This window comes from Bradyrhizobium sp. NBAIM03 (assembly GCF_020194055.1).
Lineage (GTDB): Bacteria > Pseudomonadota > Alphaproteobacteria > Rhizobiales > Xanthobacteraceae > Bradyrhizobium > Bradyrhizobium yuanmingense.
In genome coordinates, this window is sequence record NZ_JADYVS010000036.1 from 22,782 (window position 1) to 48,404 (window position 25,623).

A 25,623-nucleotide genomic window follows, 5' to 3' on the forward strand; every position below is an offset into this window, starting at 1 on the left:
GGCTAATCTCGCGTCTTGAGGACCGCAACAAGGTCCAATCTGTCGATGCGTTCTCGGATCACGGCGGCGGAAACGATGGCGGCCAGCACCACGACGGACGTGGCGATCACGTAAGTCGAGTGCTCGACGACGAGGCGGACGCGCATCAACTCGCCGGCAAGGTTCCTTTTCATTACCCAGGCGAGGCCGTAGCCCATCAGCCAACCGGGCGGTTGGGCGATCAGGGTGAGGATGGCGAGCTCAAGCAGCAGGATGCGCAGCACCTCGCCGCGCGTGAAGCCGAGCACGCGCAGGCTGGCCAGTTCGCGCGTCCGTTCGGACAGCGAAATGCGCGCATTGTTGTAGACGACGCCGAACGCGATCACGCCGGCAAGGCCCGTGTAGATACTCGCCATCGTGGTGACGAGCAGCGCGACGGTCTTGCGGAAGTTCGCCAGCGAAACGCGCTGCAGCGCCACGCCGCCGACCGTCGGTATGGACTTCACCGCCGTGTAGAAGTCCTCCGTCCGGTTCTCGTCGAGGCTGAGATTGACGCTAGTGACGACGGGCGCCTCGCGCATCAGCTTGTGCAACGCCTCGATCTCCATCATGCCCCTAATCCCGAAGTAGTCCGCGACGGTCGCGACGACCGGCACCGTCACGGATCGCCTGGCGCCCTCCAACAGATCGAGCTCGACGCTATCGCCTGGTCCGACGCCGAGGATATGCGCGAGCATGCCGGAGATGGCGAGGCCCGTCTCCGGCAGGATGACCGGCCGAAGCTCGACGTCGATGATGCGCCTGAGGTGGGCAGCAGCCGGTCGGCCGCTGATGACGATGCGCCGTTCGACGTTGCCGTGGCGGATCCGGACCGGCACCTCGCGGAACGGCTCGGCGGCGAGAACGCCCGGAAGCCGGCTCACCTGCTCCACGACATTTGCGATCCGCTTCTCGGCAAAGCCGATGGTTGCGTCCTGCCGGTCGGCGAGGAAGTAGGTCACATCGGTCAGATGCTCCATGCTGTCCCGCGTGAACAGCGAGACGACTAGGATCGCGGTGGCCAGCGCCATGCCGAGCGCCGTGAAGAAGGCCCGTACCGGATGCCGGGCGATGTTGCGGATCATCATCAGCGTCGGCTGCGACACGATCCGGTCGAGCTGGATGCGCGCCGAAAGCAGCCGGCGATAGACCGGCGGGGCCGGCGCCTGCATGGCGACGGCCGGGGGCAGCTTCACCACCTCGCGCAACGCACGGAATGCGCCGATCGCCGCAGCCGCCGCGCTAAGCGCACCTGCCGTGAGATAAACGTCCGGTGCCTTCGCGAACACCAGGAACGGAAAGTGGAAGAAGTCGCCGAACAGCGCGGTGACGTGCAAACCGAGCCAGGTGCCCACGATGCCGCCCAACACGATGCCGACCACGACGATGAAGGCAACGAACTTGAAATAGTGCAGCACGATGCTGCCGTCTGAATAACCCAGCGCCTTCAGCAGGCCGATCTGCTCGCGCTCGAGCGCGACCAGCCGGGTCAAGGTGAGATTGACGAGGAAGGCCGCGACCAGCAGGAAGATCGGCGGCAGCGTGCGGCTCATGTTGTTGAGCATGTCGAGTTCATGATCGAGCCAGGCGTGCGAGGTCTGGTCCTTGCGGCCATGCGCCGCCTGCCCGCCATAAGGATCGAGCAGGGCGTCCAGTCGCCGGACCACATCGCGCTCGGAGGCGCCGGGCTGCAGCTTGACCGCGACCGCCGAGAAGGCGCCGTCGAGATCGTAGGCAGCGCTAAGCACCTTCTCCGACATCCAGACGATGGCATAGCGGCGATCGTCCGGCATCAGGTCGCCCGGTCCGACCGTGTAAACGAACTCGGGCGACAGCGCGATGCCGACGATGACGAGCTCGCGCTTCCTGCCGTTGAGGATGGCGGAGAACCGCGCCCCCTCGACGAAACCGTGCGCCCGAGCGAACGGCTCGTTGACGACGACCTCTTCAGTCCGTCCCGGCGCCGGGAACCGCCCGGAGCGCATGTAGAGCCGGTTGAGATGCTGCTCACCCGTGTCGGCCAGCGAAACGAACTGCGCGCTGGCCGGCGCGGAGAAACCGGGAATGTCGAGTAGCGCCGGCTTGGCGATACGGGTGTCGATGGCGGCGACTCCTGGGATCTCGCCGATCCTGTCGGTGAGCGCCTTCGGTGCCCGCTTCGCCTGCGCGAACACATCGGCAAAGCCGTAACGCTCGTAATAAGCGATCCGGGTCTCCTCCAGCGATCGGTGCGAGCCCACCGCGAGCACCAGCGTCGCAACCCCCCCGCCGACGACCAGCGCGACCGCGAGCACCTGCGCCCAGAGCCGTCTGACGTCACGAAGCAGCTTGATGTCTAGCACCTTCATGTCGTCACCAGGTGAGCTCGGCGGCCTCCCGCCGGGCCTCGTTGGTCCGGATGCGGGAGATGCGACCGTCAGCGAAGAACAGCACTCGGTCGGCGACCTCCTGGATGCTGGCGTTGTGGGTGATGATGACTGTAGTGGTCCCGAGCTGCCGGTTGACGCCAAGCAGCGCCTCGATGACGCGGATGCCGGTCTTCGAATCCAACGCCCCGGTCGGCTCGTCGCAGAGCAGCACCGCCGGCCGCTTCGCGATCGCGCGGGCGATGGCGACGCGCTGCTGCTCGCCGCCGGAGAGCTGGGCGGGAAAGTGATGCATCCTCGCTTCGAGTCCGACCAGCGCGAGGGCGTCGGCCGGCCGCATCGGATTCTTGGCGACTTCGGTGACCAGCGCGACGTTTTCGTAGGCCGTGAGGCTGGGCACCAGATTGTAGAACTGGAAGACGAAGCCGACGTGATCGCGGCGGTACTTCGTGAGTTCGCGGTCCTCCAGATCCGTTAGGTCCAGATCGCGGAAGAACAGCCGGCCGCTGGTCGGACGGTCGAGGCCGCCCATGATGTTGAGCAACGTCGTCTTGCCGCTGCCGGAGGGGCCGAGCAGCACGACCACTTCCTTCTCGGGAATGTCGAGGTCGACCTCGTTGAGGGCATGCACCATCACTTCGCCGGAGACATAGATCTTAGTCAGCGCCTTTGCGGTGAAGACGGGAACGCTCATTGACGTCCTTTAAAGCTAGCGCCGTTTGCAGGCATCTCCTCGCGAAGGTCAGCCGTGACGATAGCCGCCAGAAGAGCTATGACCGGATCGCCGGTTGAGATGAGGAATGAAGGCCGGCACCTGCGCGGCATACCGGGCATAGGCCTCGCCGAACTCGCTCCGGGCCTCACGCTCCTCGTCCTTGGCGAGCTTCACGTACATGACGGTCAACACCGGAAACATCGCCAAGGTCAGAATCGTCGGCCATTGCAACAGGAAGCCGAACATCACCAGCACGAAGCCGACATATTGCGGATGCCGGACGTAGCTGTAAGGACCGGTGGTGGCGAGGCTCCGGGTCTGCTGCGCCTCGTACAGCGTCCTCCAGGCGAGGGAGATCAGGATGAACCCGGCGCCGATGAAGATGAAGCTGACGACATGGAACGGCCCCGTGTGGGGATTGGTCTTCCAGCCGAACATCATCTCGAGCAGATGACCGGCGTCGTGCGAGAACCAGTCGACGTTCGGGTAGCGCGACTGCAGCCAACCCGACAGGAAATAGATGGTGAGCGGAAAACCGTACATCTCCGCGAACAGCGCCACCAGGAACGCGCTGAAGGCGCCGAAGGAGCGCCAGTCGCGCGAGGTCTGCGGCTTGAAGAAGCTGTAGGAAAACAGGATGAACACCGCCGAGTTGACGGTGACGAGGCTCCAGAGGCCGTAAGCAGGCGGAATGTCGTGCATCACGCGCTCCTCGAATCGTTTGGCCGGCCGCCACCGTGACGGTGACCATGGCCGCCATGCATGAAGAAATGCATCAGCGGACAGGCAAGGAGCGGCAGCCAGACCAGGAGCCCCAGCACGTGAGCCCTGTGCTCGCTGAACAGCAGCACGCCGGCGATGGCCAGGAACCCGATCAGGACCAGGCCAGCCTTGGCTCTCATGGACATGCCCGCGGCATGCCGCTGTCGATAAGCGGAATGATCCTGCACCGGCATGGGCGCGCTCCTCTCGATCCCCGCAGCATAGGAGCACCGCCGCCATCGCTTTTGACGCAGATCAAAGGCTCGCGGGAGCTGAGCGCGCGAGACAATTAGCAACCGATCGTACCTTGAGATTCGTCAAGACCGACATTGCGCCGATGCGTATCGTGGACCTTCGCAACCTGGAGGACCGAACATGATCACCAAGACGCTTCTCGCCACAATCGGCGTTGTTTCCCTGCTGGCCGTACCCGCCACGGCTCAATCCACCGACAAGGAAAAGAACGGCCATCACTACAGCGGCGGACCCAAGACAGAAGTTCCGCACCACATGGGCAAGAAAGAAAAGACCGGCACCTCTGCCAACGCTCAATCAGGCGGTCATCACTACACGGGCGGCCCCGGCACGTCGTCGCCTCATCACATGGGCAACAAGAAATAGTTCGATCTTAGCGGCACGCGAAGGCAAGAAGAAGATGCGGCAATTCGGCAAGGTCGACATGCCGCAGGAAGCTTCATGGCCGCGCTGAAGCATGGCACCTGCATCGCAGCGTGTGCGATGCAGGCATCCACGTTCGCTGCTAATCGATCACGATTTCCTCTTTGCCTCGACGTATCGCGCAAAATTGTCGAGGATCGCCTGCCAGCCGCCCTGCTGCTGTTCGACCGAGTGCGTGGTTTCGGCGTCGAAGACGACACGGACGACAACACTCTTCGGGCCGGGCACGAACTCGACCTCGGCCTTTCGATCGCCGAACGCGTATTCGATCCGCTTGTGCTCGACGATCTTGGTGTAGGTGCCGGCGAAGTCGAAGCCCATGCTGCCGTCCTTGGCCTCCATCCGCGACGAGAAGGCGCCGCCGTCCCGCAGGTCGACCGTCGCCTTGGTCGTATGCCAGTCGTCGGACGCGGCATTCCACTTCACGATGTCGGCTGGCGTCGTATAGGCACGCCAGACCTGATCGATCGGGGCGGCGACGCTGGTTTCGACGGTGATCCTCATGGGCATTGCTCCAGTTGCGACTTTGACGCTCGAATTGACGGAATTCTCGCCACGTGTGCCGGGTCCATTTCCAGCACGTCCGGGACGTGTCGACCCGAGGACGATCGAGACCGGCCCATGCCGACATGGTCCGGCGTCAATGTGCCAAAAAAATTGGAGAAGTTGTGGTGTGGGCAAGCGAAGTGTGCCTGCGCGCACGCCTCGTCCTTCGAGACGACGCTGACGCGTCTCCTCAGGATGAGGCTCATTGGGCGTCGGTGCCTGTTGAAACTGCTGCCGCGGACTCCGCCCTCATCCTGAGGAGCCCGCTCAAGCGGGCGTCTCGAAGGATGGCGCAGGGAAAAAACTCTCTAATGCGATAGCCCTGACCGCCAGCTTCGCTCTTCGAGCTGTGGCGGCCAAGTCGCACTACCGTTCCGCGCTGGTCTTCAGATCGGCCTGGTCTTCCCTCGAATGGCCATCGACCGTTTCAGGACCTGCTGGGCATCGGCATAGCGGCCTTGATACTTGTAGAGACCGGCGAGGTTTTCCAGAACGCCGGCGAGATCCGGATGGTCAGGGCCGAGGGTTTTCTCGAAAGTGGCCGCCGACCGCTTGAACAGCCGCTCGGCCTCCGCGTTACGGCCCTGACGCCCGTAGAGCGCAGCCAGATTGTTCTGTGCCTGCGCGATGTCGGGATGATCCGGGCCGAACGCCTTCTCGGTCACCGCCATCGACCGCTTCAGCAGCCGCTCGGCATCGGCATAGCGATTGCGATTGATATAGGCGTCGGCCAAATTGTTCATCAGCACCGTGGCTTCGGGGTCGTCGGGACCGAGCGCCTTCTGCAGCACGGCGAGGCCTCGCTTGAACAGCGGTATAGCCTCATCGTATCGGCCCTGATGGCTGTAGACAGCGCCCAGATTGCTCAACGCCATCACGATCGATGGATCACCGCTTTTCTCGTGAATGGCGATCGACCGCTTGAGCACCGGCTCCGCTTCGGCGTAACGCTCTTCCGCACGGTAGAGATCGCCGAGATTGTTCAGCACCATCGCGACTTCGGCATGATTCGGACCGAGTGTCTTCTCGTCAATGGCCAGCGCGCGCTTGTACAGCGGTTCGGCAACGGCGTATTGGCCGAGATTGTAATGGATCGTGCCGAGGTCGTTCAGCGGCATCGCGACGTGCGCATCATCGGGGCCGAACTCCTTCTCGCGAAGGGCCAGCGACTTCTGGGCCAGAGGCAGCGCTTCCATGTACTTCCCGGCCCGATAGAGCTGCTTCATCTGCCGGGCCAGCGTGCCCGCCTCGTCCTCTTCGGCATGGGACGGCACGCCGAACGACAGGCTCAAGGCGAGCGCTGTGACTGCAACACAGATCGATGCTTTCAGAGCCTTCATCGCGCCTTCCCTCGTCGCTGACATCAGGGACCTACGCGCCGTTGGTGCTCCCGGAAGCCGGACAGGTTCAATGCAACCGCGGCTTTCCGACGCGACCGACCGCGCCAGCGCGGCTGGATGCCATTGGCAGGCGTCAGCAATTCGTCATTGCCCGAGCTGCTGCAGCACAGCAGACCATAACGCGAGCGGCTCCCTGAAGGCTCCGGGTTCGTTCGGCTTTTGACGAACGGCCGTGTGCACCATGACGAGCTTGGAGGCTGGATCGACCAGGATGAGCTGACCGCGAATGCCGATGAGGGCAAATCGGCGCTGCTCGCCGGGGAGGAGCCACACCTGATAGCCGTAGCCGAAATAGCGCGTGGCCACGCGCGGAGCGAGATGACCGTCCTCTGGCCTGACGGTCGTGGCATCCAGCAGCCACTGCCGGGGGATCAGCTGCCGGCCTTCCCAGGCGCCGTCATGGGCGAGCAACCGGGCCAAGCGCGCATAATCGCGCAAGGTCGCGTTGAAGCAGCAATAGGCGATCTCCTGCCCGCTGCCGTCGATCACCCAGGAGGCGTCCGCCTCGGTGCCGATGGGGTCCCAGATCCGGTCGCGGAGATAGTCGGCGACCGGCGTGCCCGTGGCGGCGCGCAGGACCAAGCCGAGTATCTCCGTTTCAACGCTGGCATAGTGGAATTTGGTGCCTGGCCGCGCGGTCCGCGTGTTGAACTGCGCGACGATGGCGGCGGGATCTTTCGGCGGGCCGGCGAACAAGGCCCGCCCAAGCCGGGCGATGTCGTCGTTCCCGTCATAGACTTCCGAGAATTCGACGCCTGACGACATGTTCAACAAGGCGCGGATGGACGTGTTGCCATATTCCGTGCCTGCAAGGCCGCCGACATAGGTCGAGACGAGGTCGTCGATCGACTTGATCCGTCCCTCCGAGACCGCGATCCCGACCAGCATGGCCACCAGCGTCTTGGCCATGGACATCGAGACAAAGCGGTGGTGGTCGGTCCGTGCATATTGATAATGCTCGTACAGGATGGTGTCGTCCCTGGCGATCAGGAGGCCCGTCGCCGGGTTGCGCTTGAGGTAGTCCGCAATGCCAAGCTTTTCGGTGCCAAGACTGTAGGTGACCTGTGGCTCCGGCGCGCGCTTGAATTGCCAGGGCGTCGTCGCGCGAGCGACCCGGCGCGAGGGATAGATCTCGCCGAAATGGCTGTAGCTGCCGACGAGCTTGTCGAGCGGGGGAGCGGCTCCGCGCGTGCCGACCGGATAGCCCTCAGCCGCACCGTAGAGCTCGGCATCGGGACCGCTATCCGAAAAGACCGGTCCCGGCGCGGCGGGCACGCTTCGGACGTCCTGCGCGCACGCCAGGGGCGACCAGATCGCGGAAGCAAAAATGACGGGCAGAAAAAGCCGGCGGCACCCGCGCGGCCTAAACGACGCTCCCCAGTTCATTGCACTTGCCTCCCCGCACGTTGGTGGGTGTGCGCTTCACGAGAACAACGTCGCAGGCTGGTGACGCGCGGCATGCTATCATTGCGGGCGGGCCGTGTCAGCCTGCGGTGGCAACCCGCCTTGCTCTCGCCCCGCGGATCAGTCACCATCCCTGCCGCGCACCATCAACAAGAGCAAAAGCGCCAAGGAAACGCATGAGCAAGCCGTCACGTTTCGACTATGGCTGGGTCGTTGTCGCCGCGGGCGCGCTGATGACCTGCATCGGGTTCGGCACGATGCTGTCGCTGGCGGTGTTCCTGCAGCCGATCTCGGAGGCGATGGGCTGGTCGCGCGCCGGGGTGTCGGCTGCCGCGACGCTGGATTTCCTCTTTATGGGATTCGCCGCATTCCTATGGGGCACGCTGTCGGACCGGTTCGGCACCCGCATCGTGGTGCTCTCGGGAAGCGTTCTGCTGGGACTAGGTCTCGTCACAGCGAGCCAGGCAGCAAGCCTGTGGCAATTCCAGCTTTGCTTCGGCGTGCTGATCGGGATCGCCGTGGGCAGCTTCTACGCACCGATGATGGCGCTCGCGAGCGCCTGGATCGAAAAGAACCGCAGCCTCGCGGTGGCGCTGGTCTCGGCCGGCATGGGCGTGTCCCCGGTGACGGTCGCGCCGGCCGCGAGCTGGCTGATCACGGCCTATGATTGGCGCACCGCGATGCTGACGATCGGCATCGCTTCGTGGGCGCTGTTGATCCCCGCCTGCTTCCTGGTACGTCCGGCGCCGCCAGCCGCTGGCTCCGCAACGACGGACGCGGCGCCAGAGGTCGAGATGGGCGCGGCGCAGGCGCTGCGCACGCCGCAATTCATCGCGCTCGCAGCGGCGCATTTCGCCTGCTGCGCGGCGCATTCCGGCCCGATCTTCCACATGGTGTCCTACGCGATGGTCTGCGGCATCGCTCCGCTCACGGCAGTGACGGTCTATAGCGTCGCCGGCGTCTCAGGCCTCGGCGGACGCCTGCTGCTGGGCGCGCTGGCCGATCGCATCGGCGCGAAACCCGTCCTTGTCGGCGGGCTGTTCGTGCAGGCGATGTGCATTGCGACCTATCTGGCGGTGGCGCAGCTCGGCGAGTTCTACGCGCTCTCGGTCGTGTTCGGCCTCGCCTATGGTGGGGTGATGCCGCTCTATGCGGTGCTGGTCCGCGAGTTCTTCGGCGCGCGCATTATGGGCACGGTGTTCGGTGCCGTGTCGGCCTTCGCCAGCCTCGGCATGGCGCTCGGGCCCTGGGCCGGCGGGATCGTGTTCGATACTTTCCAGCAATACACCTGGCTGCACGCCGGCTCCTTCGCGATCGGGCTTGCGGCGGTCGCGGTGGCGCTGAGTTTTCCGACGCGGCGCAGGCCATCGCTCGATCTTAGCCGCGCGACGGCGTGACACCGGACAGTGGCGAATACCGGATCTGACTTTGCATAAATGTAAGTTTGACGGATTTCGCCTCCCTCGGTCATCCTACTTCCTGCCTTCTGGCACCGATTATCTTCGTGTACCATTGCCCTTGTGACCAGATCGTTCTGGCATCGCGAGAGGCCAAATGAGGCGGCGGACGTTTCTGAGCTTCTTGGGAATGACGGCGATATCGGCGCGCGAAGCCTTGGCCCAAAAGCGCGTTCCGGTCGTGGGATTCGTCGGATTTGCCACGCCGGAAATCGACAATGCGGTGCTCGTTCCGTTCCGGAAGGCGCTGGCCGAGCTGGGTTACGTGGAGGGCCGCACCATCGTCATCGAGGCCCACTCGACGGCCGGCGATGTGTCGCGGGGCCTTGCATTGATCGACGACCTCGTGGCCAGACAGGTGGACGTGCTGCTTTCGCCCGGCCCGGCCGCAGCACGCGCGATCATCAGGAAAACCAATATTCCCGTCGTCGCCGTGGCGCTGCCTGCGGTGCAAAGCGACCCTGAATTGTTTCAGAGCCTCGCGCGGCCGGGCGGCAGCCTCACCGGCTTCGCCGCGTTCGGCGAGGAGATGTCGGCCAAGCGCATCGAGATGATCCGGGAGATCCTGCCCTCGCTGAAGCGGATCGGCGTCTTGAACAATGCGACGGACCCGACCTTCAGCGCCTGGGGCGCGCAAACCATCGAGGAAGCACGACGCGCCGGGCTCGAACCGGTGCGCCTTGGACTGACGAGCGCATCGCCGGCGGCGGTTGCCGAGCAATTCAACGTGCTCGCGGGCGCCGGCGGCAACGCCGTGATTGTCATTCGCGACTACATGACCGCCGCGATGCAGGACGCAATTTGCCGTATCGGCATCGACATGAAGATCGCCGTCATCGGCCAGCAGAAGGAGTTCGCGCATGCCGGCGCTCTGATCAGCTATGGCGCCGACATCGGCGACCTGTTTCGTCGCGCCGCGGGCTATGTTGATCTGATCCTGAAGGGACAAAAGCCGGCAAATATGCCAATCCAGCTGCCAACCAAATTCGAACTGGCCGTCAATCTCAAGACCGCGCGGGCGCTTGGCGTGACGATCCCGCCCACCATCCTCGTGCTGACGGACGACGTGATCGAGTGACGGGTCGTTGAAAATCCGCCGATTGCCGCGCCGTGAGGCGGGCTCAAATCCAGTCATTCGCGAAGCTTCGGCGGAGCAGTTCATGGAATGCAGCATCCGGCCCGCGCTCGACGATGACGCCGCGGCCATCAGCGCGGTCATCTTGCCTACGCTGCGCGAAACGAATGCGAAGGACTATACGGCGGAGATCATCGCGCGGATCGAGCCCAGCTTCGGCCCGGATGCCGTGCGCCGGCTGATCGGGCAGCGTACCGTTTTCGTCGCCACGATCGGCGGCCGCCTGGTCGGAACGGCAAGCCTCGACGGAAGCGTCGTCCGCACAGTCTTCGTTGCTCCGGACGTTCAGGCCCGCGGGATCGGCAAGCTGCTGATGGCCGAGATCGAGCGCACAGCGCGCGAGCGGAACAATTCCGTCCTTGACGGTCCCTTCATCGGTCACTGCAGAGACCTTCTATGCGCGACTGGGGTTCAATGCCGTGCGCGACAGCTATTATGGGGACGAACGCACGATCATCATGGAGCGGGTGCTCATCGAGCGGACCTAGACCTGGTCCACACCATGGCAATCGCCGCGGAGAGCCCGACGCGTGGTGGTAGTTCGAGCTCTTGCGGAACCCATCGCCGACGGACGGGCGCGAGTATCTCGCCGTTCTTGCCAGTTCTGATTAGTAAGCACGAAGCCTGATGGTCCGGTCTCGATCTACCGATACGAGCTGAATTGCGCCAGTTGTGTTCGACGCGCGATTTGTAGCCGCAACGAAAGTCGAGTCGCGCTTCGAAAAGTGGAAATTAGTTTTGCGACATAATCGTAATGACTCCGACGCAAAAAAAGAAAATAGGGTGCAATCAACAAGAATATAATGGGAGGAGCAGATGGATACTGCGGGTCGCCTGCGCGCGATGGCATTATTGTGCCGTCAGACAGCCGCGCGTCATCCGGATCGAGGTTGGAAACTACTCGCGGAAGCTGAATATTGGGAGCACTTGGCCAATGATGCGCCGCTCGAGCATGTCGACCATTGCTCGGTTCGCTCACCGCTTCACCGTGAGCACGCTATGATACAATCGGCCACGGCCGACGCGAGGTGAGAGCGAAACAGAATAATTTGTTAGCTTCTGTGTGCCTAACCTGAAGAGTGCCGCCCACCGCCGATGCGGCACATTGGAATGGGAATGCCGGCCCCGGCTGTTACCCCATCCTGCGGCTGGGGCCGTTTTGAACTTTCGCAGCATCGTTCAAACCCGATCCACAACCATGCTCAGAAGCATCGCTATAGCGCTCTTCGGAAAAGGCATCTTGTCTCGGCTCGATCGAGCGCTCTCCCATGGTCGCAATACTGAGGCTGCGCCCAGCCTTGTGCGGGACATCGGCCGAGGCTTCGGGCTGTAGGGCGCCGTCCACGCGCCTCGTCGATCAGGCAGCGCCTGCCCTACCGGCGACTATTTCTTCAACAATATTCCTTTCGCTCGCGCCATTCGCCTGACTGATCCGGCGTGGCGGCCCAGTTCGGCGGCAATCTTCGATACCCCAATGCCCTGCCGGGCCAGCGTGACCAGCCGTCGAACCTCCTGCTCGGCCCATTGCTTCGGCTTCGGTGTCTTCATGGTGCGACCCCACGACCGCACGACTTAACGACGGCAGCTGACGGTCCGCACTTGGGAAACTTACGGGTGGCGCGCCCGGGCCATTATCCGTCCGAACCTCCAAACGGAAATTGACCGACGCCGCGCTGTCATGCGCCCCGGCCTTTGGCCTCGTTGTTGAGGCAGATCAAGGCTGCTGGCGCCGGGCAAGGCGGGAGAGGCCGATGGGCGAAGCGGTGCGTTCTTAGATATCGTGGAGGCGAGCGGTCACGCCACCAGCGCGGCGTCCTCGTTGCCGTCGATGCCGCGCTGTGCCGCCAGCAGGCCGACGATCTCCGCATGCGGCCGGGCCTTGCTGAACAGGAAGCCCTGGCCCTCATGGCAGCCTTCGGCGCGGAGGCAGCTGAGCTCGGCTTCGGTCTCGACGCCTTCGGCGGTGATGGTGACGCCAAGGCCCTTGCCGAGGCTGACGATGGAGCGGATGATCGCCTGGGCCTCGCGGTTGGCCGCGAGATCGCGCACGAAGGACTGGTCGATCTTGATCTTGTCGAACGGGAAGCTGCGTAGGTAGCTGAGGCTGGAATAGCCGGTGCCGAAATCGTCCATGGAGATGCGCACGCCGAGCGCGCGCAGCGCATGCAACGTCGCCAGCACCTGCGCGCTCTTCTCCAGCAGCAGCGTCTCGGTGATCTCGAGCTCGAGCCGCCGCGGCGCCAGGCCGGAATGTTTCAGCGCGTCAGTGACCATCGAGAGCAGATTGCCGCTGCGGAACTGGAGTGGCGACAGGTTGACCGCGACGCGGACGTCGTCGGGCCAGGCCGCGGCGTCGAGGCAGGCCCGGCGCAGCATCAGCCCGCCGAGCGGATTGATCAGGCCGGTGTCTTCGGCGACCGGAATGAACTCGGCCGGCGACACCATGCCGCGCTCGGCATGCAGCCAGCGCACCAGCGCCTCGAAGCCGGTGATGCGGCCGCTCGCGAGGTCGATCAGCGGCTGGTAGTACGGCCGCAGCACGTCATTCTGGATCGCATCGCGCAGCTCGACCTCGATCTTGCGGCGGCTCTGCGCCTTCGCATCGAGCGCGGCCTCGAAGAAGGCGAAGCTGCCACGCGCATCCAGCTTGGCGCGCGACAGCGCCATGTCGGCGCTCTTGAGCAGCTTTTCGGAATCCTCGCCGTCGCCCGGCGCCATCGCAATGCCGATCGAGGCACCGATCACCACGGAGTGACCGTCGAGCAGATAGGGATCGGCAATGGCCGCAAGGAGGCGTTTTGCGAGACCCACCGCATCTTCCGGCCGAGCCAATCCGCTCTGCAGAACCGCGAACTCATCGGAATTGAGCCGGGCCAGCCCATCCTCGTCGCGCAAGGTGGAACGCAGCCGCTTGGCGACGCCGCGCAGCAGCTTGTCGCCGACCGCGTGCCCCAGCGTGTCGTTGACCGCCTTGAAATTGTCGAGCCCTAGTATCAGCAGCGCGACCTTCTCGGAGCCGCGGCGCGTGTACAGCAGCATCTCGTCCATCTGCTGCCGCAGCAGGCTGCGATTGGGCAGACCGGTCAGCCCGTCATGCTGGGCCATGAAGGCGAGTCGCGCCTCGGCGCGCTTGCGCTCGGTGATGTCCATCAGCGCGAGCAGCACCGCGGGCCGCTCGGCATAAGTCAATTCGCGGGAATAGATCGCAAGGTCGATCAGCCCACCGTCGGCCTTGACGTGCTTCCAGGTGCGGCCGGCCTGATCCTCGCCGGTCCCATCGACGGTCCAGGGCGGCTCGCTTTCGAACGCCTGCAAAGACCGGATCTTCAATCGCTCGAACTCGGCGCGGCTGTAGCCATAATGCGCGACCGCGGCATCGTTGACGCCGAGGATGCGCTCGTCGTCCAGCGCGCAGACGATCATGGGCACGGGATTGCCGTCGAACAGCAGGCGGAACGAGGCCTCGCGCTGCTTGAGCTCGGTGATATCGACGCGCAGGCCGACGACGCCGCCGTCATCGGTCAAGCGCTCGTCGATCAGGATGACGCGGCCGTCCGACAGCTTCTGCTCGTGGCGCGCGCCGGGCTTGTAGAGTTTTTGCAGGCGCTCTGCGATCCAGGCTTCTTCATTGCCGATGGCCTCGGGATAGTCGCCGCGGGCGACGCCGATGCGCAGCGTGTCCTCGAGCCGCGCGCCCTCCTCGAACAGATCGGCGGTCTTGCTGTAGATCTCGGCGTATTTCCTGTTCCAGAGGACGTAGCGGCCTTCGGCGTCGAGAAACACGATGCCCTGCGGCAGGATGTCGATGGCCTGGCGCAGGCGCTCATGCGACTTGCGCGCCTCCGCGATCGCGGCTTCCGCCTCGGCACGGCTGCGCAGGATTTCGTCGTGTTCGGAAAGGGCACGGTGCGCGCACGCGAAGCGCGGCTTGCGCGCCTTTTGGCCGGCGCGGGCAAGCGTGCTTTGCTTTCGCTTTCTTGTTCTTCGAGACCCCAAACTCAACTTCACTCGTCCCAGTCGCGTCCAGCGGCCGCAAGTTTTGAGGCAAGTGTCTGAAAAAAAAGTAATCTTAGCCAGCCGCGGTCCGCGCGCGGCGCGCTTACTGCCTGTTTGCGCGGCGTGGCGGGCGGCGGCAGGCGCCATCAGACTGAGTGCGGCGCCGCAATCAATGAGCGATCTGGCGCAAAATTGCGCGCGCGCCTGAATCGGTTCCGAAATTGCGCGCGATTGCATGCGAACCGCAATATTTTCTGCGCGCTGCGCACGAATTTTGGTCAATGCAGGATACGGTTATTACACCCTTAAGAAACGGCGGGTCGAGACGCGATTCGGGGCGCGCTGCGATGAGCCGGCGGCGGGCTCGTCGCCTCGTTCTTAACCCTGGTGCAGCATTGGGTTATAAGAGCGTCAGCATGAGTCGCCGCGGCATCACCCTCCTCCTGCTCTCGTTCGTCTGCCTGGGCGCCGGTGGCGCGCTGGCCCAGGACCGTGGCAGCATCAACCCGAAGCCGCTGCCGCCGCTCGCCAATCCCAACGACCCCGATCTCGCCGCCAAGGAATTGTTCGCGCGCAAGCTGCTGCCATCGAAGGGGCCGGCCCACGTCATCGGCTCCTACACCAGGGGCTGCATCGGCGGCGCCGCGCAGATGCCGGTCAACGGCGACAATTGGCAGGTGATGCGGCTGTCGCGCAATCGCAGCTACGGTCATCCCGACATGATCGCGCTGATCAGGCGGCTTGCCGCGAAGGCGCACAAGGACGCAGGCTGGCCCGGCATCCTGGTCGGCGACATCGCCCAGCCGCGCGGCGGGCCGGCGCTGTCAGGCCATGCCAGCCACCAGATCGGTCTCGACGCCGACATCTGGCTGACGCCGATGCCGGACCGCCGGCTCTCGCGCGAGGAGCGCGAGGAAATGTCGGCGGTGATGATGGTGCGCCAGGACCGGCTCGACATCGACCCCAAGGTGTTCACGCCAGGCCACGTCCTGGTGCTGCGCGCCGCGGCGCGAGAGCCCGCCGTGCAGCGCATCTTCGTCAACGCCGCGATCAAGAAGGCGCTGTGCCGCGAGGCCAAGGGCGACCGCGCCTGGCTGTCGAAGATCCGCCCCTGGTGGGGCCACGACTACCACTTCCACATCCGCATGCACTGCCCGGCCGGGGCCGGCGAATGCGAGGGCCAGCCGTCACAGGCCGAGGACGAAGGCTGCAAGCCCGCCGATCTCGCCTATTGGTTCTCCGATGCGGTGCTGCACCCCAAGCCGCCGCCCGAGCCGCCCAAGCCGAAGCCGCCGATGACGCTCGCGCAGATGCCGGCAACCTGCAAGGCGGTGCTGCATGCAGGGGATGCGAAGCCGTAAGGTTCGCTGCCACGGAGGTCGTCCCGGGGCGCGCGGCGAGCACGGGACCCATAACCACAGGGAGTGATACTTGCGCGAAGCAGGTCACTCCGAGTCTTCGCCCAACGCAATCCTGTGGTTATGGATCCCGGGCTCGCGCTACGCGCGCCCCGGGATGACGAACTCGCCGGCCCGATAGAAGCTGGCCGACAAACGGCCGGCTTTGACCTGCGGCCACGGCCTGCTATGTTTGCACTGCGATATCCCCGCCGGCCGTAAGCCGTCGCCAGGGGACCGTGGAACAGCGCGTCCGCCCGTCGCATCTGACCAGCCAACGCCAGATTTCGCGCGTGCAACCTTGCGCGCGCGAGCCCGCACGGAGCGCATCCATGTTTCGTCTGTCAGGACTTTTCACCGCCTTCGTCATTCTCGCCGGCACGGCCGTCGCGCCCGCCGCGGCCGAGGACAAGACCATCACCGTGTTCGCCGCCGCCTCGATGAAGAACGCGCTGGACGAGATCGACGCCGCCTACACCGCCAGGACCGGGGTCAAGTTCAGCGTCAGCTATGCCGCTAGCTCGGTGCTGGCCAAGCAGATCGAGCAGGGCGCGCCGGCCGACGTGTTCGTCTCGGCCGACACCGACTGGATGGACTACGCGATCGCCAAGAAGACCATCAACGAGCCTTCCAGAGTGAATCTGCTCGGCAACAGCATCGTGCTGATCGCGCCGAAGGATTCCAAGATCGACAGCGTGACGATCGCGCCAGGTTTCGATCTCGCCAAGCTCGCCGGCGACGGCAGGATCGCGACCGGTGACGTCAGGTCGGTACCGGCAGGCAAATACGCCAAGGCAGCGCTGGAAAAGCTCGGGGCCTGGCAGGCGGCAGAGCCGAAATTCGCCATGGCCGAGAGCGTGCGCGCGGCGCTGACACTGGTCGCCCGCGGCGAGGCCGTGCTCGGCATTGTCTATTCGACCGACGCCAAGATCGAGCCGGGCGTGAAGATCGTCGGCACCTTCCCGGCGGATTCGCATCCTGCGATCATCTATCCGGTCGCGGCGACCAGCATCGCCAAGCCGGAGGCGAACGGCTATCTCGCCTTCCTGCGCACGGCGGCGGCCAAGGCCATCCTGGAAAAATACGGCTTCAAGTTCCTCATCAGCCCGACGACCTGATTGTTGCGACCTGATTCTTGCAACCTGATTTTACAACCTGTTTTCTGCGACCTGATATGACGACTTGATGTTCGAGATCTCTCCCGCCGAATGGACGGCGATCCTGCTTTCGCTCAGGGTCGCCGTCATCGCCACGCTGGTCGCAACGCCGTTCGGCATTGCGCTGGCGTGGCTGCTCGCGCGGCGTGACTTCTGGGGCAAGTCGGTGCTCGACGCACTCGTGCATCTGCCTCTTGTATTGCCGCCTGTCGTCACCGGCTATCTGCTGCTACTCACCTTCGGCCGGCGCGGTCTCGTCGGCAGTTTTCTCGCCGACCATCTCGGCATCGTCTTCGCATTCCGCTGGACCGGTGCTGCGCTCGCCTGCGGCGTGATGGCGTTTCCGCTGCTGGTGCGGCCGATGCGGCTGTCGATCGAGGCGATCGACCGCCGGCTTGAGCAGGCTGCGGAGACCCTCGGCGCAGCGCCGTGGAAAGTGTTCTTCACGGTGACGCTGCCGCTGGCGCTGCCGGGCGTGCTCGCCGGCATGGTGCTGGGCTTTGCCAAGGCGATCGGCGAGTTCGGCGCCACCATCACCTTCGTCTCCAACATTCCAGGAGAGACCCAGACGATTTCGTCCGCGATCTATTCGCTGATCCAGACGCCGGACGGCGATGCCGCTGCGGGAAGGCTCGTGATCGTCTCGATCGTGCTCGCGATCGGTGCGCTGATCGCGGCCGAATGGTTCGCCCGCCGCGCCACGCAGCGGCTGCACGGGAATTGACCATGCTGCGCGTCGACGTCGAAAAACAGCTCGGTGAATTCTCGCTGTCCGCTTCCTTCAGCAGTGAGGGGCGCGTCATCGGGCTGTTCGGCGCCTCGGGCGCCGGCAAGAGCTCGCTGGTCAACATGATCGCCGGCCTGCTGCGGCCTGATCGCGGCACCATCGCGATCGACGGCGAGATCGTCGACGACACCGCGGCCGGCATTCACGTGCCCACTTACCGCCGCCGCATCGGATACGTGTTCCAGGATGCGCGGCTGTTTCCGCATCTGAGCGTGGCGCAGAACCTCGACTACGGACGGCGAATGAACGGGCTTGCGCCCGATCCGGCGCAGCACAAGCGCATCATCGACCTGCTCGACATCGGCGCGCTCAGGGATCGCCGTCCCGGGAAGCTGTCCGGCGGCGAGCGCCAGCGCGTCGCGCTCGGCCGCGCGCTGCTGTCGAAGCCGCGCCTCCTGCTGCTCGACGAGCCGCTCGGCGCGCTCGACGAGGGCCGCAAGCTCGAGATCCTGCCCTACCTGGTGCGGCTGCGCGACGAGGCCAATGTGCCGATGGTCTATGTCAGCCACGACGTCGCCGAGCTGCGCCAGCTCGCGACGCAGATCGTGATGCTGAAGCAGGGACGGGTGACGTCGTTCGGCGGGGTGAAGGTGCTGACGTGATCGGGCCAACCCCCGCTACCAGCCGCGGTCGACGTTTCGCACTTCGCCGGTCCGGGCATCCACATCGACCTCGATCCAGCGGCCGGCGCGGTCGCGGCCCTCAATCTGCCATTCGTCGCCGAGGAAGTTCGTGTGCGACACCGTCGCAACGCCGAGATCGGTCGCGACGTCAAGCGCAACCTGCATCGAGATCTGATCGCCGGTGTCGTAGGCCATAGCCGGCGCCGCTGCGCCCAGCACGAGGACAGTCGCGATCGGAAGGGCGAACTTTCGCATTGGCGTACTCCTGTCAGTCCAAACTTCTATACAGCTTAGAACGAGAGGCAATGCGGAGCGTTCCGGATCCGGATGTCACGAAGCCGCGCAAAACTTCGGCGGTTGCGGCGATTTGGTGGCAGTTCCTCTTCGCAAGTCAAACTCCGGCGACCGAAGTCCAGACATCGGCGAGCTTCTTTCTCACCGCCTGCGCGCGGGTCAGCGGCGGCGGCGTTTCGTCTTCTTCCGGCAGACGCAGGCCGACGACGTTGACGCGGCCGCCGGAGATTGATCGTGCGACCAGCACGATCTCGTCCAGCGGCAGCTCGGCGCCCTCTTTCGGCGCGTGGTCGAGATGGACGTCGAAATAATCTGCCAGGGTCAGCTTGCCGTCGTCCTCGCCGACCTTCACACCGTAGATCGCGGCGAGCTCGGCGAGCGTGTGCTCGCCGGAGACCATGAAGTCGCCGAGCAGATGCGGATCGGGCGCGGTGCTCGGCTGCATGTCGACGAAGAAACGGTCGAGCGCTTCGGCCTTTTCCGGCGGCGCCAGCAGATAGATGTAGTCGCCCGGTGCGATCGGATCGGCCTCCGTCGGCGTCAGGATGTGCTCGTTGCGGATCACCAGTGTCGGCTTGGACCAGGACGGGATCAGGCCGCGACGGAAATACAGGCTCTTGGGCCGCACCGGATAGCCGACCAGCTGCTGCTCGAGCTGGCCGGGCAGATCGAGCTCGACGCGGCGGGGGCCGCGGTCGGCGCGGGGCAGCGCCACGTGCAGCTTGCGCGCGGCCGGCGCCAGGGTCCAGCCTTGCAGCAGAAGCGAGATGATGACGACGACAAAGGCCACGTCGAAATAGAGATAGGCCTTGGGCAGCCCGACCAGCATCGGGATCGAGGCCAGGAAGATCGCGACCGCACCGCGCAGGCCGGTCCAGGCGATGAAGATCTTCTCACGCCAGTTGAAGCGGAACGGCGACAGGCACACGAACACCGCGAGCGGGCGCGCCACCAGCATCAAGACCAGCGCGACGGCGACCGCTGGCAGCACGCTGGAACCCAACCGGCTCGGCGAGACCAGAAGGCCGAGCAGCACGAACATCACGATCTGCGCCAGCCAGGTCGCGGCGTCGAGGAACGTCACCACCGAATTATGCGCGCGGGTCGGCCGGTTGCCGATGATGATGCCGGCGAGATAGACCGCGAGGAAGCCGGAGGCGTGCATGATCTGCGAGCCGCCGAAGATCACGAGCGCGGCCGTGGTCACGAAGGGCGCATGCAGGCCCTGCGGTAGGGCGACCTTGTTGAGCGCGATGACGACGAGGCGGCCGCCGATGACGCCGACGACGGCGCCCAGCACCGCCTCCTGGATGAACTCCATCAGCACATGGCCGGGCGAGCTGGTACCGACCGAGATGTATTCGACCAGCATCAAAGTGAGGAAGATCGCGAAGGGATCGTTGGTGCCGGATTCCGCCTCCAGCGTCGCGCCGACGCGCGGGCGCAGACGCAGGCCCTGGGTGTGCACCAGGAGGAACACGGCCGCAGCGTCGGTCGAGGCCACCACCGCCCCGACCAGCAGCGACTCCGACCAGTTGAGGTCGAGCGCATATTTGGCGAACGGCGCCGTGACCAGCGCGGTCAGCAGCACGCCGACTGTCGCGAGCACCACGGACGGCGCCAGCACGGTGCGGATGCTGGCAAAGCGCGTGCGCAGGCCGCCGTCGAACAGGATCAAAGCGAGCGCGACGGAGCCGACCAGATAGGTGGTGCGGACGTCGTCGAACTGGAGCTGACCTGGGCCGGAATCGCCGGCGAGCATGCCGATGATGAGGAAGACGAGCAGCAAGGGCGCGCCGAAGCGCAGCGCCAGCAGGCTGGAGAGGATGCCGGCCATGACGAGGACGGCGCCGAGCAATATGGCGAGACTGACGGAATCGAGAGAGGCCATCCACCTTCCGGGTAAGAAATCGCTGGAATTTCATCCTTATCGTCGGTGGACTCGCGCGCCAACCCATTTTCGCGCTTCGCGGCAATCTGCCCGTGTTTTACGGCCTTAACGCGCTTCACTTCACGGTGTATCGATGGCCCGGCCGCGTCCTTTGTGGGATTGTCCGGCGCCCTCGAATCAATTCCTCCCCGCTTGCCGACGAGACCCGATGGACATGGACCTCAAAGACTTCATGGAGTTCGTGCAGACCACCGCACGCAGCGTCGGGGCAGAATTCTCCTCACCCTGGTTCTACCTGCAATTCGGCCTCATCCTGGCCGCCGCCGGCATCGCCTATGCCGCGGAGGCCGCCATTCGCAGCCGTGCCGACCTGACCTCGCTGGCGATGCGCTGGCCGCTGCCGCTCCGGCATTTCGTCCGGGTCATGGTCGCCAGCGCCTCGACGGCGGTGTTCACGCTGCTCGTGATCGTCTCGCGCGTGGTGATGTATCACGCGACCTGGCCGAGCCGTTCCTATCTCCTGATGGTCGCAGCCAAGCTTGGTTTCGCATGGCTGGTGATCCGGCTCGTGACCTCGGTGCTGCGCAACGCCTTCATCGTCAAGCTGGTGTCGATCACGGCATGGTTCATCGCCGCGCTCTCCATCGTCGGCCAGCTCGATGCGACGGTCGACCTATTGGATTCCTTCGCGATCGTGCTCGGCGGCCTCAGGCTGACCCCCCTCCTGGCGCTGAAGGCCGGCGCGCTGCTGCTGATCGCACTCTGGCTCACCAACATCGCCAGCAATTTCGCCGAGAGCCGGATCAATTCGACCACCGACCTGACGCCGTCGGTGCAGGTGCTGCTGGTCAAGATCATCCGCATCGGGCTGCTCACGGTCGCCATCGTGATCGCGCTCGGCGCGGTCGGAATCGACCTGTCGGCGCTCGCGGTGTTCTCGGGCGCGGTCGGCGTCGGCATCGGTATCGGCCTGCAGAAGATCGTCGCCAATTTCATCTCGGGCATCATCCTGCTCGCCGACAAGTCGGTGAAGCCCGGCGATCTCGTCACCATCGGCGACAATACCGGCCGCATCAGCGCGATGAAGACGCGCTATATTTCCGTCGCTGCCGGCGACGGGCGCGAATTCCTGGTCCCGAACGAGGATCTGGTGACGCAGAAGGTCGTCAACTGGACCTATACCGACAAGAACACGCTGGTGAAGATCGCCTTCGGCACCAATTACGACGCCGACCCGAAGCTGGTTTGTACGCTCGCCGCCGAGACCGCCGCCGCTCATCCGCGCGCGCAGAAGGGCAAGCCGCCGACCTGTCTCCTGACCGAGTTCGCGGAAGCCGGGATGAAGTTCTCGCTGACCTTCTGGATCGCCGACCCCGACGGCATGGACAAGGTCAAGAGCGACGTGATGCTGGAGCTATGGGACGCCTTCAAGCGCGAGGGCATCCGGGTTCCCTATCCCGTCCGCGAAATCCGTATCCGCGGCGGCGCCCTGCCGGTGGAAACCGCCGTGGAAGTCCCGAATTAAGACGCTTTCGTAAGCCAAGGTTGGTAGCCTCGGCTTGCATGAAGGCCGCCAATCATTAAATTGGGGCGTGAAATCAAGCCTTTCCGCCGATATCGAGATCAGCCCGAGAAGACCTGACACGCATGAGCTACGTCGACGCCACCGAGACCTCCCTGCGCAAGACCGGACAGATCAAGCTGCATGGGCCGGCCGCCTTTGCCGGCATGCGCAAGGCGGGCGCGCTGGTGGCCAGGTGCCTGGACGAGCTCACCGACATCGTCGGGCCGGGCGTGCCGACCTCCAGAATCGACGAATTCGTCCGCGACTTCGCCTTCAGCCATGGTGCCTATCCGGCGACGCTGATGTATCGCGGCTACCGCTACTCGACCTGCACCTCGCTCAACCATGTTGTCTGCCACGGCATGCCCGGCGACCGTCCGCTGAAGGAGGGTGACATCGTCAACATCGACGTCACCTTCATCGTCGACGGCTGGTATGGCGATTCCAGCCGGATGTATGCGATCGGCCCAATCGCCCGCAAGGCCGAGCGGCTGATCGAGGTGACCTATGAAGCCATGATGCGCGGCATCGCCGCGGTGAAGCCCGGCGCCACCACCGGCGACATCGGCCACGCCATCCAGAGCTTCGTCGAGCCGCAGGGCATGAGCGTGGTGCGCGATTTCTGCGGCCATGGCCTCGGCCGCATGTTCCACGACGAGCCGAACATCATCCATATCGGCCGGCCCGGCGAGGGCGTGCAGCTCAAGCCCGGCATGTTCTTCACCATCGAGCCGATGATCAATCTCGGCAAGCCGCACGTGAAGATCCTGTCCGACGGCTGGACCGCGGTGACCCGCGACCGCTCGCTGTCGGCGCAGTTCGAGCACTCGGTCGGCGTGACGGCGACCGGCGTCGAGATCTTCACGCTATCGGCGCGGCACGGCGAGAAGCAGATCGGGTGAGCCCGGTGCGTCAGCTATTGCTAGCGGCGGCCCCCTTTGGCGGGTGGCGATTCTGCCTTTGCGCACCAACGCGTCGAGGACGCGCTTACTGACCTAGGCCCGAGTCCGGGTCTCGGTTGATCGTCCCAGATCTTGCCTTCGCCAGAAGGCCCCCCACAACAGCGCTGAGACGCACGCGACGGGCAACAGGCGGCCGACGTCGAGGTGAAAGCACGTGCATGATAGGAAAAGCATGACCACAATCACGTCGGTTTCGCTGACTGCGCAGGGAGTCGCACCTTTCCATGATCCGCCTCCGGTGTTCTAATGCAGGCGTCTTGACTGGGCATGGAGATATGGTCATGGCGGGTTCTGTCGAGCGGTGGCGGACGACATGAAGATCTACCTGCCGGACAACGAGCAGGCGCGGCAGCAAGCCCTCGAAACCTATCGCATTCTCGATACGCCGCCGGAGATCGCCTATGATGAACTGGCGGACTTGGCGGCGCAGATCTGCGGCTGCAGCGCCGGGCTGCTGACCTTCCTCGACGACAAGCGACAATGGCTCAAGGCCAAGTGCGGCCTGCCGCCTGACCTTACGCACGTGCCCAAGGAGATCTCGATCTGCCAGGCGACGATCTGCCATGACGATCTCATGTATGTGCCTGACCTCACGAAGGATCCGAGGTTCAGCGATTCGCCGTTGGTCGCCGGCGAGTTCGGGCTGCGCTTCTATTGCGGCATGCCGCTGATCAGCGAGGAGGGATACGCGCTCGGAACGCTGTGCGTCATCGATTTCGAGCCGCGCGAGCTCAGCTTCGAGCAGCAAGAAGCAGTGCGGCGGATCTCGCGTCAGGCCGTGGCTCAGCTCGAGCTCAGACGTAGACTCCGCGAGCGCGACGAGATGCTGGCCGAGCTCGACAAGGCGCGCGCAATGGCGGAGGCGGAGCGGAGCAAATCAGATGCGCTCCTGCTCAACATCCTCCCCCCTGCGATCGCCGAGGAGCTCAAGGCCAACGCGAAGGTGCGGCCGCGCTTCTACCAGTCGGTCAGCATCCTCTTCGTCGATTTCGCCGACTTCACCCGGCACGTCGAGGCGATCGAGCCGGCGCAGGTCGTGCACCAGCTCGACGAGTACTACAGCACGTTCGACGAGATCATTGCGCGCCATCGGCTCGAAAAGATAAAGACCATCGGCGATGCCTATCTCTGTGCCGGCGGCCTGCCCGAGATCAACCGGACGCACGCTGTCGATGCCGCGCTGGCGGCGCTCGAGATTCAGGACCTGCTCGCCAAGGCGAACCGTCAGCGCGAACGGCTGAGGCTGCCGCTCTGGATGGCGCGAATCGGCATCAACACCGGCCCGGTCATCGCTGGCGTCGTCGGAACGCGCAAGTTCAGCTACGATATCTGGGGCAACGCGGTGAACGTCGCCGCGCGCCTGCAGGCGGCCGCCGATCCCGGACGGATCAACATTGCCGAGGCGACCTGGAACCTGGTCAAAGCGCGCTTCACCTGCGAACCGCGCGGCAGCATCGAGGTGAAGGGCAAGGGGCCCACCCCGATGTACTTCCTCGATCGTATCAGGCCGGACCTGGCTGCCGATCCCGCAGGCGTCGTGCCCAACGATAGCTTCTGGCGTCACCAGGGCCCATGATCGCCAGCTGAGACGAAGGGCGGGAAAAACGGTCGGCTGATCATCATCCGCTTCATGCCGGAAGTGCACCTATGCAAGGCGCGCACAATTGACGGTTGCAAAAACCACCATCCCCGGCAATGCTGGCGGCCGATGCCCGCCAAGCCGGACCACGACAAGAGCAGACCTGACGACACGCCGCACTATCACGGCCATCGCGAGCGGCTGCGCGAGCGCTTCTATAGCGCGGGCGCGGATGCGCTCAGCGATTACGAGCTGCTCGAGATGGCGCTGTTTGCCGCGCTGCCGCGGCGCGACACCAAGCCGCTGGCGAAGACGCTGATCAAGACCTTCGGCTCGTTCGCCGAGGTCGTGCATGCGCCAGTGGCGCGCTTGCGGGAGGTCGAGGGGGTCGGCGAGTCCGCGATCAACCAGCTCAAGCTGATCGCCGCGGCCGCGCATCGCGTTGCCAAGGGCGAGGTCAACAGCCGCAACGCGCTGTCATCCTGGAACGAGGTGATCGCCTATTGCCGCACAAGCATGGCGTTTGCCGACAAGGAGCAATTCCGCCTGCTCTTCCTCGACAAGCGCAACCAGCTGATCTCCGACGAGGTGCAGCAGACCGGCACGGTCGACCACACCCCGGTCTACCCGCGCGAGGTGATCAAGCGCGCGCTCGAGCTGTCCGCGACCGCGCTGATCCTGGTGCACAATCACCCCACTACCCCCCTTCGCGATCACGCTTGGTCACGCTCGATACCTTTAAAACACCTATAAAATTAGTACTTCTAGCGCATTGCGCACTGGGGGCGGCCATGGCAAATTGGGAGCGGTTAGAGGGGTAGAGCACGGCCTTCCGATCCCAGCAAACGATCCCCGTTTCTCCCCGACCGATCCCAGTTGCGGAACAGAAAAA

23 protein-coding genes are annotated in these 25,623 nt (G+C 64.6%); 12 read left to right on the forward strand and 11 right to left on the reverse strand.

Annotated features, from left to right (window positions below):
- Window positions 1–2: 2 nt before the first annotated feature.
- The 4 genes from I6F21_RS33950 to I6F21_RS33965 are packed head-to-tail and all read right to left on the reverse strand — an operon-like array spanning window position 3 to window position 4,055.
- On the reverse strand, window positions 3–2,366 hold the full coding sequence (locus tag I6F21_RS33950; RefSeq protein WP_225184090.1) for an FtsX-like permease family protein: 2,364 nt from the start codon (window positions 2,364–2,366) through the stop codon (window positions 3–5).
- Window positions 2,367–2,370: 4 nt separating this feature from the next.
- Window positions 2,371–3,078: an ABC transporter ATP-binding protein gene (locus tag I6F21_RS33955; RefSeq protein WP_036026433.1), complete on the reverse strand. Its 708-nt coding sequence runs from the start codon at window positions 3,076–3,078 to the stop codon at window positions 2,371–2,373.
- Between the two features lie 48 nt (window positions 3,079–3,126).
- Window positions 3,127–3,801 carry an isoprenylcysteine carboxylmethyltransferase family protein gene (locus I6F21_RS33960; RefSeq protein ID WP_225184091.1) on the reverse strand — a complete coding sequence of 225 codons (675 nt, stop codon included), beginning with the start codon at window positions 3,799–3,801 and terminating at the stop codon, window positions 3,127–3,129.
- Window positions 3,801–4,055 carry a DUF2933 domain-containing protein gene (locus I6F21_RS33965; RefSeq protein ID WP_036026429.1) on the reverse strand — a complete coding sequence of 85 codons (255 nt, stop codon included), beginning with the start codon at window positions 4,053–4,055 and terminating at the stop codon, window positions 3,801–3,803. The genes I6F21_RS33960 and I6F21_RS33965 overlap by 1 nt, the downstream gene beginning before the upstream one ends.
- A 181-nt stretch (window positions 4,056–4,236) precedes the next feature.
- On the opposite strand from I6F21_RS33965, the gene I6F21_RS33970 reads away from it, so the two are divergent.
- Window positions 4,237–4,482: a hypothetical protein gene (locus tag I6F21_RS33970; protein WP_036026427.1), complete on the forward strand. Its 246-nt coding sequence runs from the start codon at window positions 4,237–4,239 to the stop codon at window positions 4,480–4,482.
- 147 nt (window positions 4,483–4,629) lie between these two features.
- Here the strand turns inward: I6F21_RS33970 and I6F21_RS33975 are convergent, their stop codons facing one another.
- The 3 genes from I6F21_RS33975 to I6F21_RS33985 form a co-directional block, all read right to left on the reverse strand.
- A complete protein-coding gene (locus I6F21_RS33975) occupies window positions 4,630–5,043 on the reverse strand; it encodes an SRPBCC family protein (RefSeq protein ID WP_225184092.1) in 414 nt (137 codons plus the stop codon).
- A 428-nt stretch (window positions 5,044–5,471) separates the two neighbouring features.
- Window positions 5,472–6,425 carry a tetratricopeptide repeat protein gene (locus I6F21_RS33980; protein WP_036026425.1) on the reverse strand — a complete coding sequence of 318 codons (954 nt, stop codon included), beginning with the start codon at window positions 6,423–6,425 and terminating at the stop codon, window positions 5,472–5,474.
- 144 nt (window positions 6,426–6,569) lie between these two features.
- Window positions 6,570–7,760, reverse strand: coding sequence for a serine hydrolase (locus I6F21_RS33985; protein WP_225114596.1), 1,191 nt, complete (start codon window positions 7,758–7,760; stop codon window positions 6,570–6,572).
- Window positions 7,761–8,065: 305 nt separating this feature from the next.
- On the opposite strand from I6F21_RS33985, the gene I6F21_RS33990 reads away from it, so the two are divergent.
- The 3 genes from I6F21_RS33990 to I6F21_RS34000 all read left to right on the forward strand — a co-directional run bounded on the left by I6F21_RS33990 (window position 8,066) and on the right by I6F21_RS34000 (window position 11,109).
- Complete coding sequence (locus I6F21_RS33990; protein ID WP_036026423.1) at window positions 8,066–9,286, forward strand: MFS transporter; 1,221 nt, start codon at window positions 8,066–8,068, stop codon at window positions 9,284–9,286.
- A gap of 190 nt (window positions 9,287–9,476) precedes the next feature.
- Entirely contained in the window at window positions 9,477–10,424 is a 948-nt protein-coding gene (locus tag I6F21_RS33995; RefSeq protein WP_036014208.1) for an ABC transporter substrate-binding protein, read from the forward strand.
- Between the two features lie 82 nt (window positions 10,425–10,506).
- Entirely contained in the window at window positions 10,507–11,109 is a 603-nt protein-coding gene (locus tag I6F21_RS34000) for a GNAT family N-acetyltransferase (RefSeq protein WP_225184093.1), read from the forward strand.
- A 755-nt stretch (window positions 11,110–11,864) separates the two neighbouring features.
- Here I6F21_RS34000 and I6F21_RS34005 read toward each other — a convergent pair.
- Together I6F21_RS34005 and I6F21_RS34010 are read right to left on the reverse strand one after the other, a co-directional pair.
- Window positions 11,865–12,029, reverse strand: coding sequence for a helix-turn-helix domain-containing protein (locus I6F21_RS34005; RefSeq protein ID WP_162130849.1), 165 nt, complete (start codon window positions 12,027–12,029; stop codon window positions 11,865–11,867).
- A gap of 246 nt (window positions 12,030–12,275) precedes the next feature.
- Window positions 12,276–14,477 (reverse strand): EAL domain-containing protein, encoded by a 2,202-nt coding sequence (locus I6F21_RS34010; protein WP_225184094.1) that lies wholly within the window; start codon window positions 14,475–14,477, stop codon window positions 12,276–12,278.
- A gap of 416 nt (window positions 14,478–14,893) precedes the next feature.
- Between I6F21_RS34010 and mepA the strand changes: the two genes are divergently transcribed.
- The 4 genes from mepA to modC all read left to right on the forward strand — a co-directional run bounded on the left by mepA (window position 14,894) and on the right by modC (window position 18,420).
- A complete protein-coding gene (gene mepA / locus I6F21_RS34015) occupies window positions 14,894–15,838 on the forward strand; it encodes a penicillin-insensitive murein endopeptidase (protein WP_225134037.1) in 945 nt (314 codons plus the stop codon).
- Between the two features lie 368 nt (window positions 15,839–16,206).
- Entirely contained in the window at window positions 16,207–16,992 is a 786-nt protein-coding gene (modA, locus tag I6F21_RS34020; RefSeq protein ID WP_225145591.1) for a molybdate ABC transporter substrate-binding protein, read from the forward strand.
- Between the two features lie 67 nt (window positions 16,993–17,059).
- Entirely contained in the window at window positions 17,060–17,755 is a 696-nt protein-coding gene (gene modB, locus I6F21_RS34025; RefSeq protein ID WP_225147218.1) for a molybdate ABC transporter permease subunit, read from the forward strand.
- A gap of 2 nt (window positions 17,756–17,757) precedes the next feature.
- Window positions 17,758–18,420: a molybdenum ABC transporter ATP-binding protein gene (modC, locus tag I6F21_RS34030; RefSeq protein WP_036014214.1), complete on the forward strand. Its 663-nt coding sequence runs from the start codon at window positions 17,758–17,760 to the stop codon at window positions 18,418–18,420.
- A 15-nt stretch (window positions 18,421–18,435) separates the two neighbouring features.
- Here modC and I6F21_RS34035 read toward each other — a convergent pair whose 3' ends face one another.
- Both I6F21_RS34035 and I6F21_RS34040 read right to left on the reverse strand, forming a co-directional pair.
- Entirely contained in the window at window positions 18,436–18,696 is a 261-nt protein-coding gene (locus tag I6F21_RS34035) for a PepSY domain-containing protein (RefSeq protein WP_036014215.1), read from the reverse strand.
- A 136-nt stretch (window positions 18,697–18,832) separates the two neighbouring features.
- Entirely contained in the window at window positions 18,833–20,626 is a 1,794-nt protein-coding gene (locus tag I6F21_RS34040) for a potassium/proton antiporter (protein WP_128265039.1), read from the reverse strand.
- 208 nt (window positions 20,627–20,834) lie between these two features.
- Between I6F21_RS34040 and I6F21_RS34045 the strand changes: the two genes are divergently transcribed.
- The 4 genes from I6F21_RS34045 to radC all read left to right on the forward strand — a co-directional run bounded on the left by I6F21_RS34045 (window position 20,835) and on the right by radC (window position 25,484).
- Entirely contained in the window at window positions 20,835–22,151 is a 1,317-nt protein-coding gene (locus I6F21_RS34045; RefSeq protein WP_225172568.1) for a mechanosensitive ion channel domain-containing protein, read from the forward strand.
- A gap of 122 nt (window positions 22,152–22,273) precedes the next feature.
- On the forward strand, window positions 22,274–23,092 hold the full coding sequence (map, locus tag I6F21_RS34050) for a type I methionyl aminopeptidase (protein ID WP_036014218.1): 819 nt from the start codon (window positions 22,274–22,276) through the stop codon (window positions 23,090–23,092).
- A 373-nt stretch (window positions 23,093–23,465) separates the two neighbouring features.
- Entirely contained in the window at window positions 23,466–24,728 is a 1,263-nt protein-coding gene (locus I6F21_RS34055) for an adenylate/guanylate cyclase domain-containing protein (protein ID WP_051057161.1), read from the forward strand.
- 132 nt (window positions 24,729–24,860) lie between these two features.
- The gene (gene radC, locus I6F21_RS34060; RefSeq protein ID WP_225184095.1) at window positions 24,861–25,484 is read left to right on the forward strand and encodes a DNA repair protein RadC; all 624 of its coding nucleotides are present in this window, start codon (window positions 24,861–24,863) and stop codon (window positions 25,482–25,484) included.
- Window positions 25,485–25,623 lie beyond the last annotated feature (139 nt).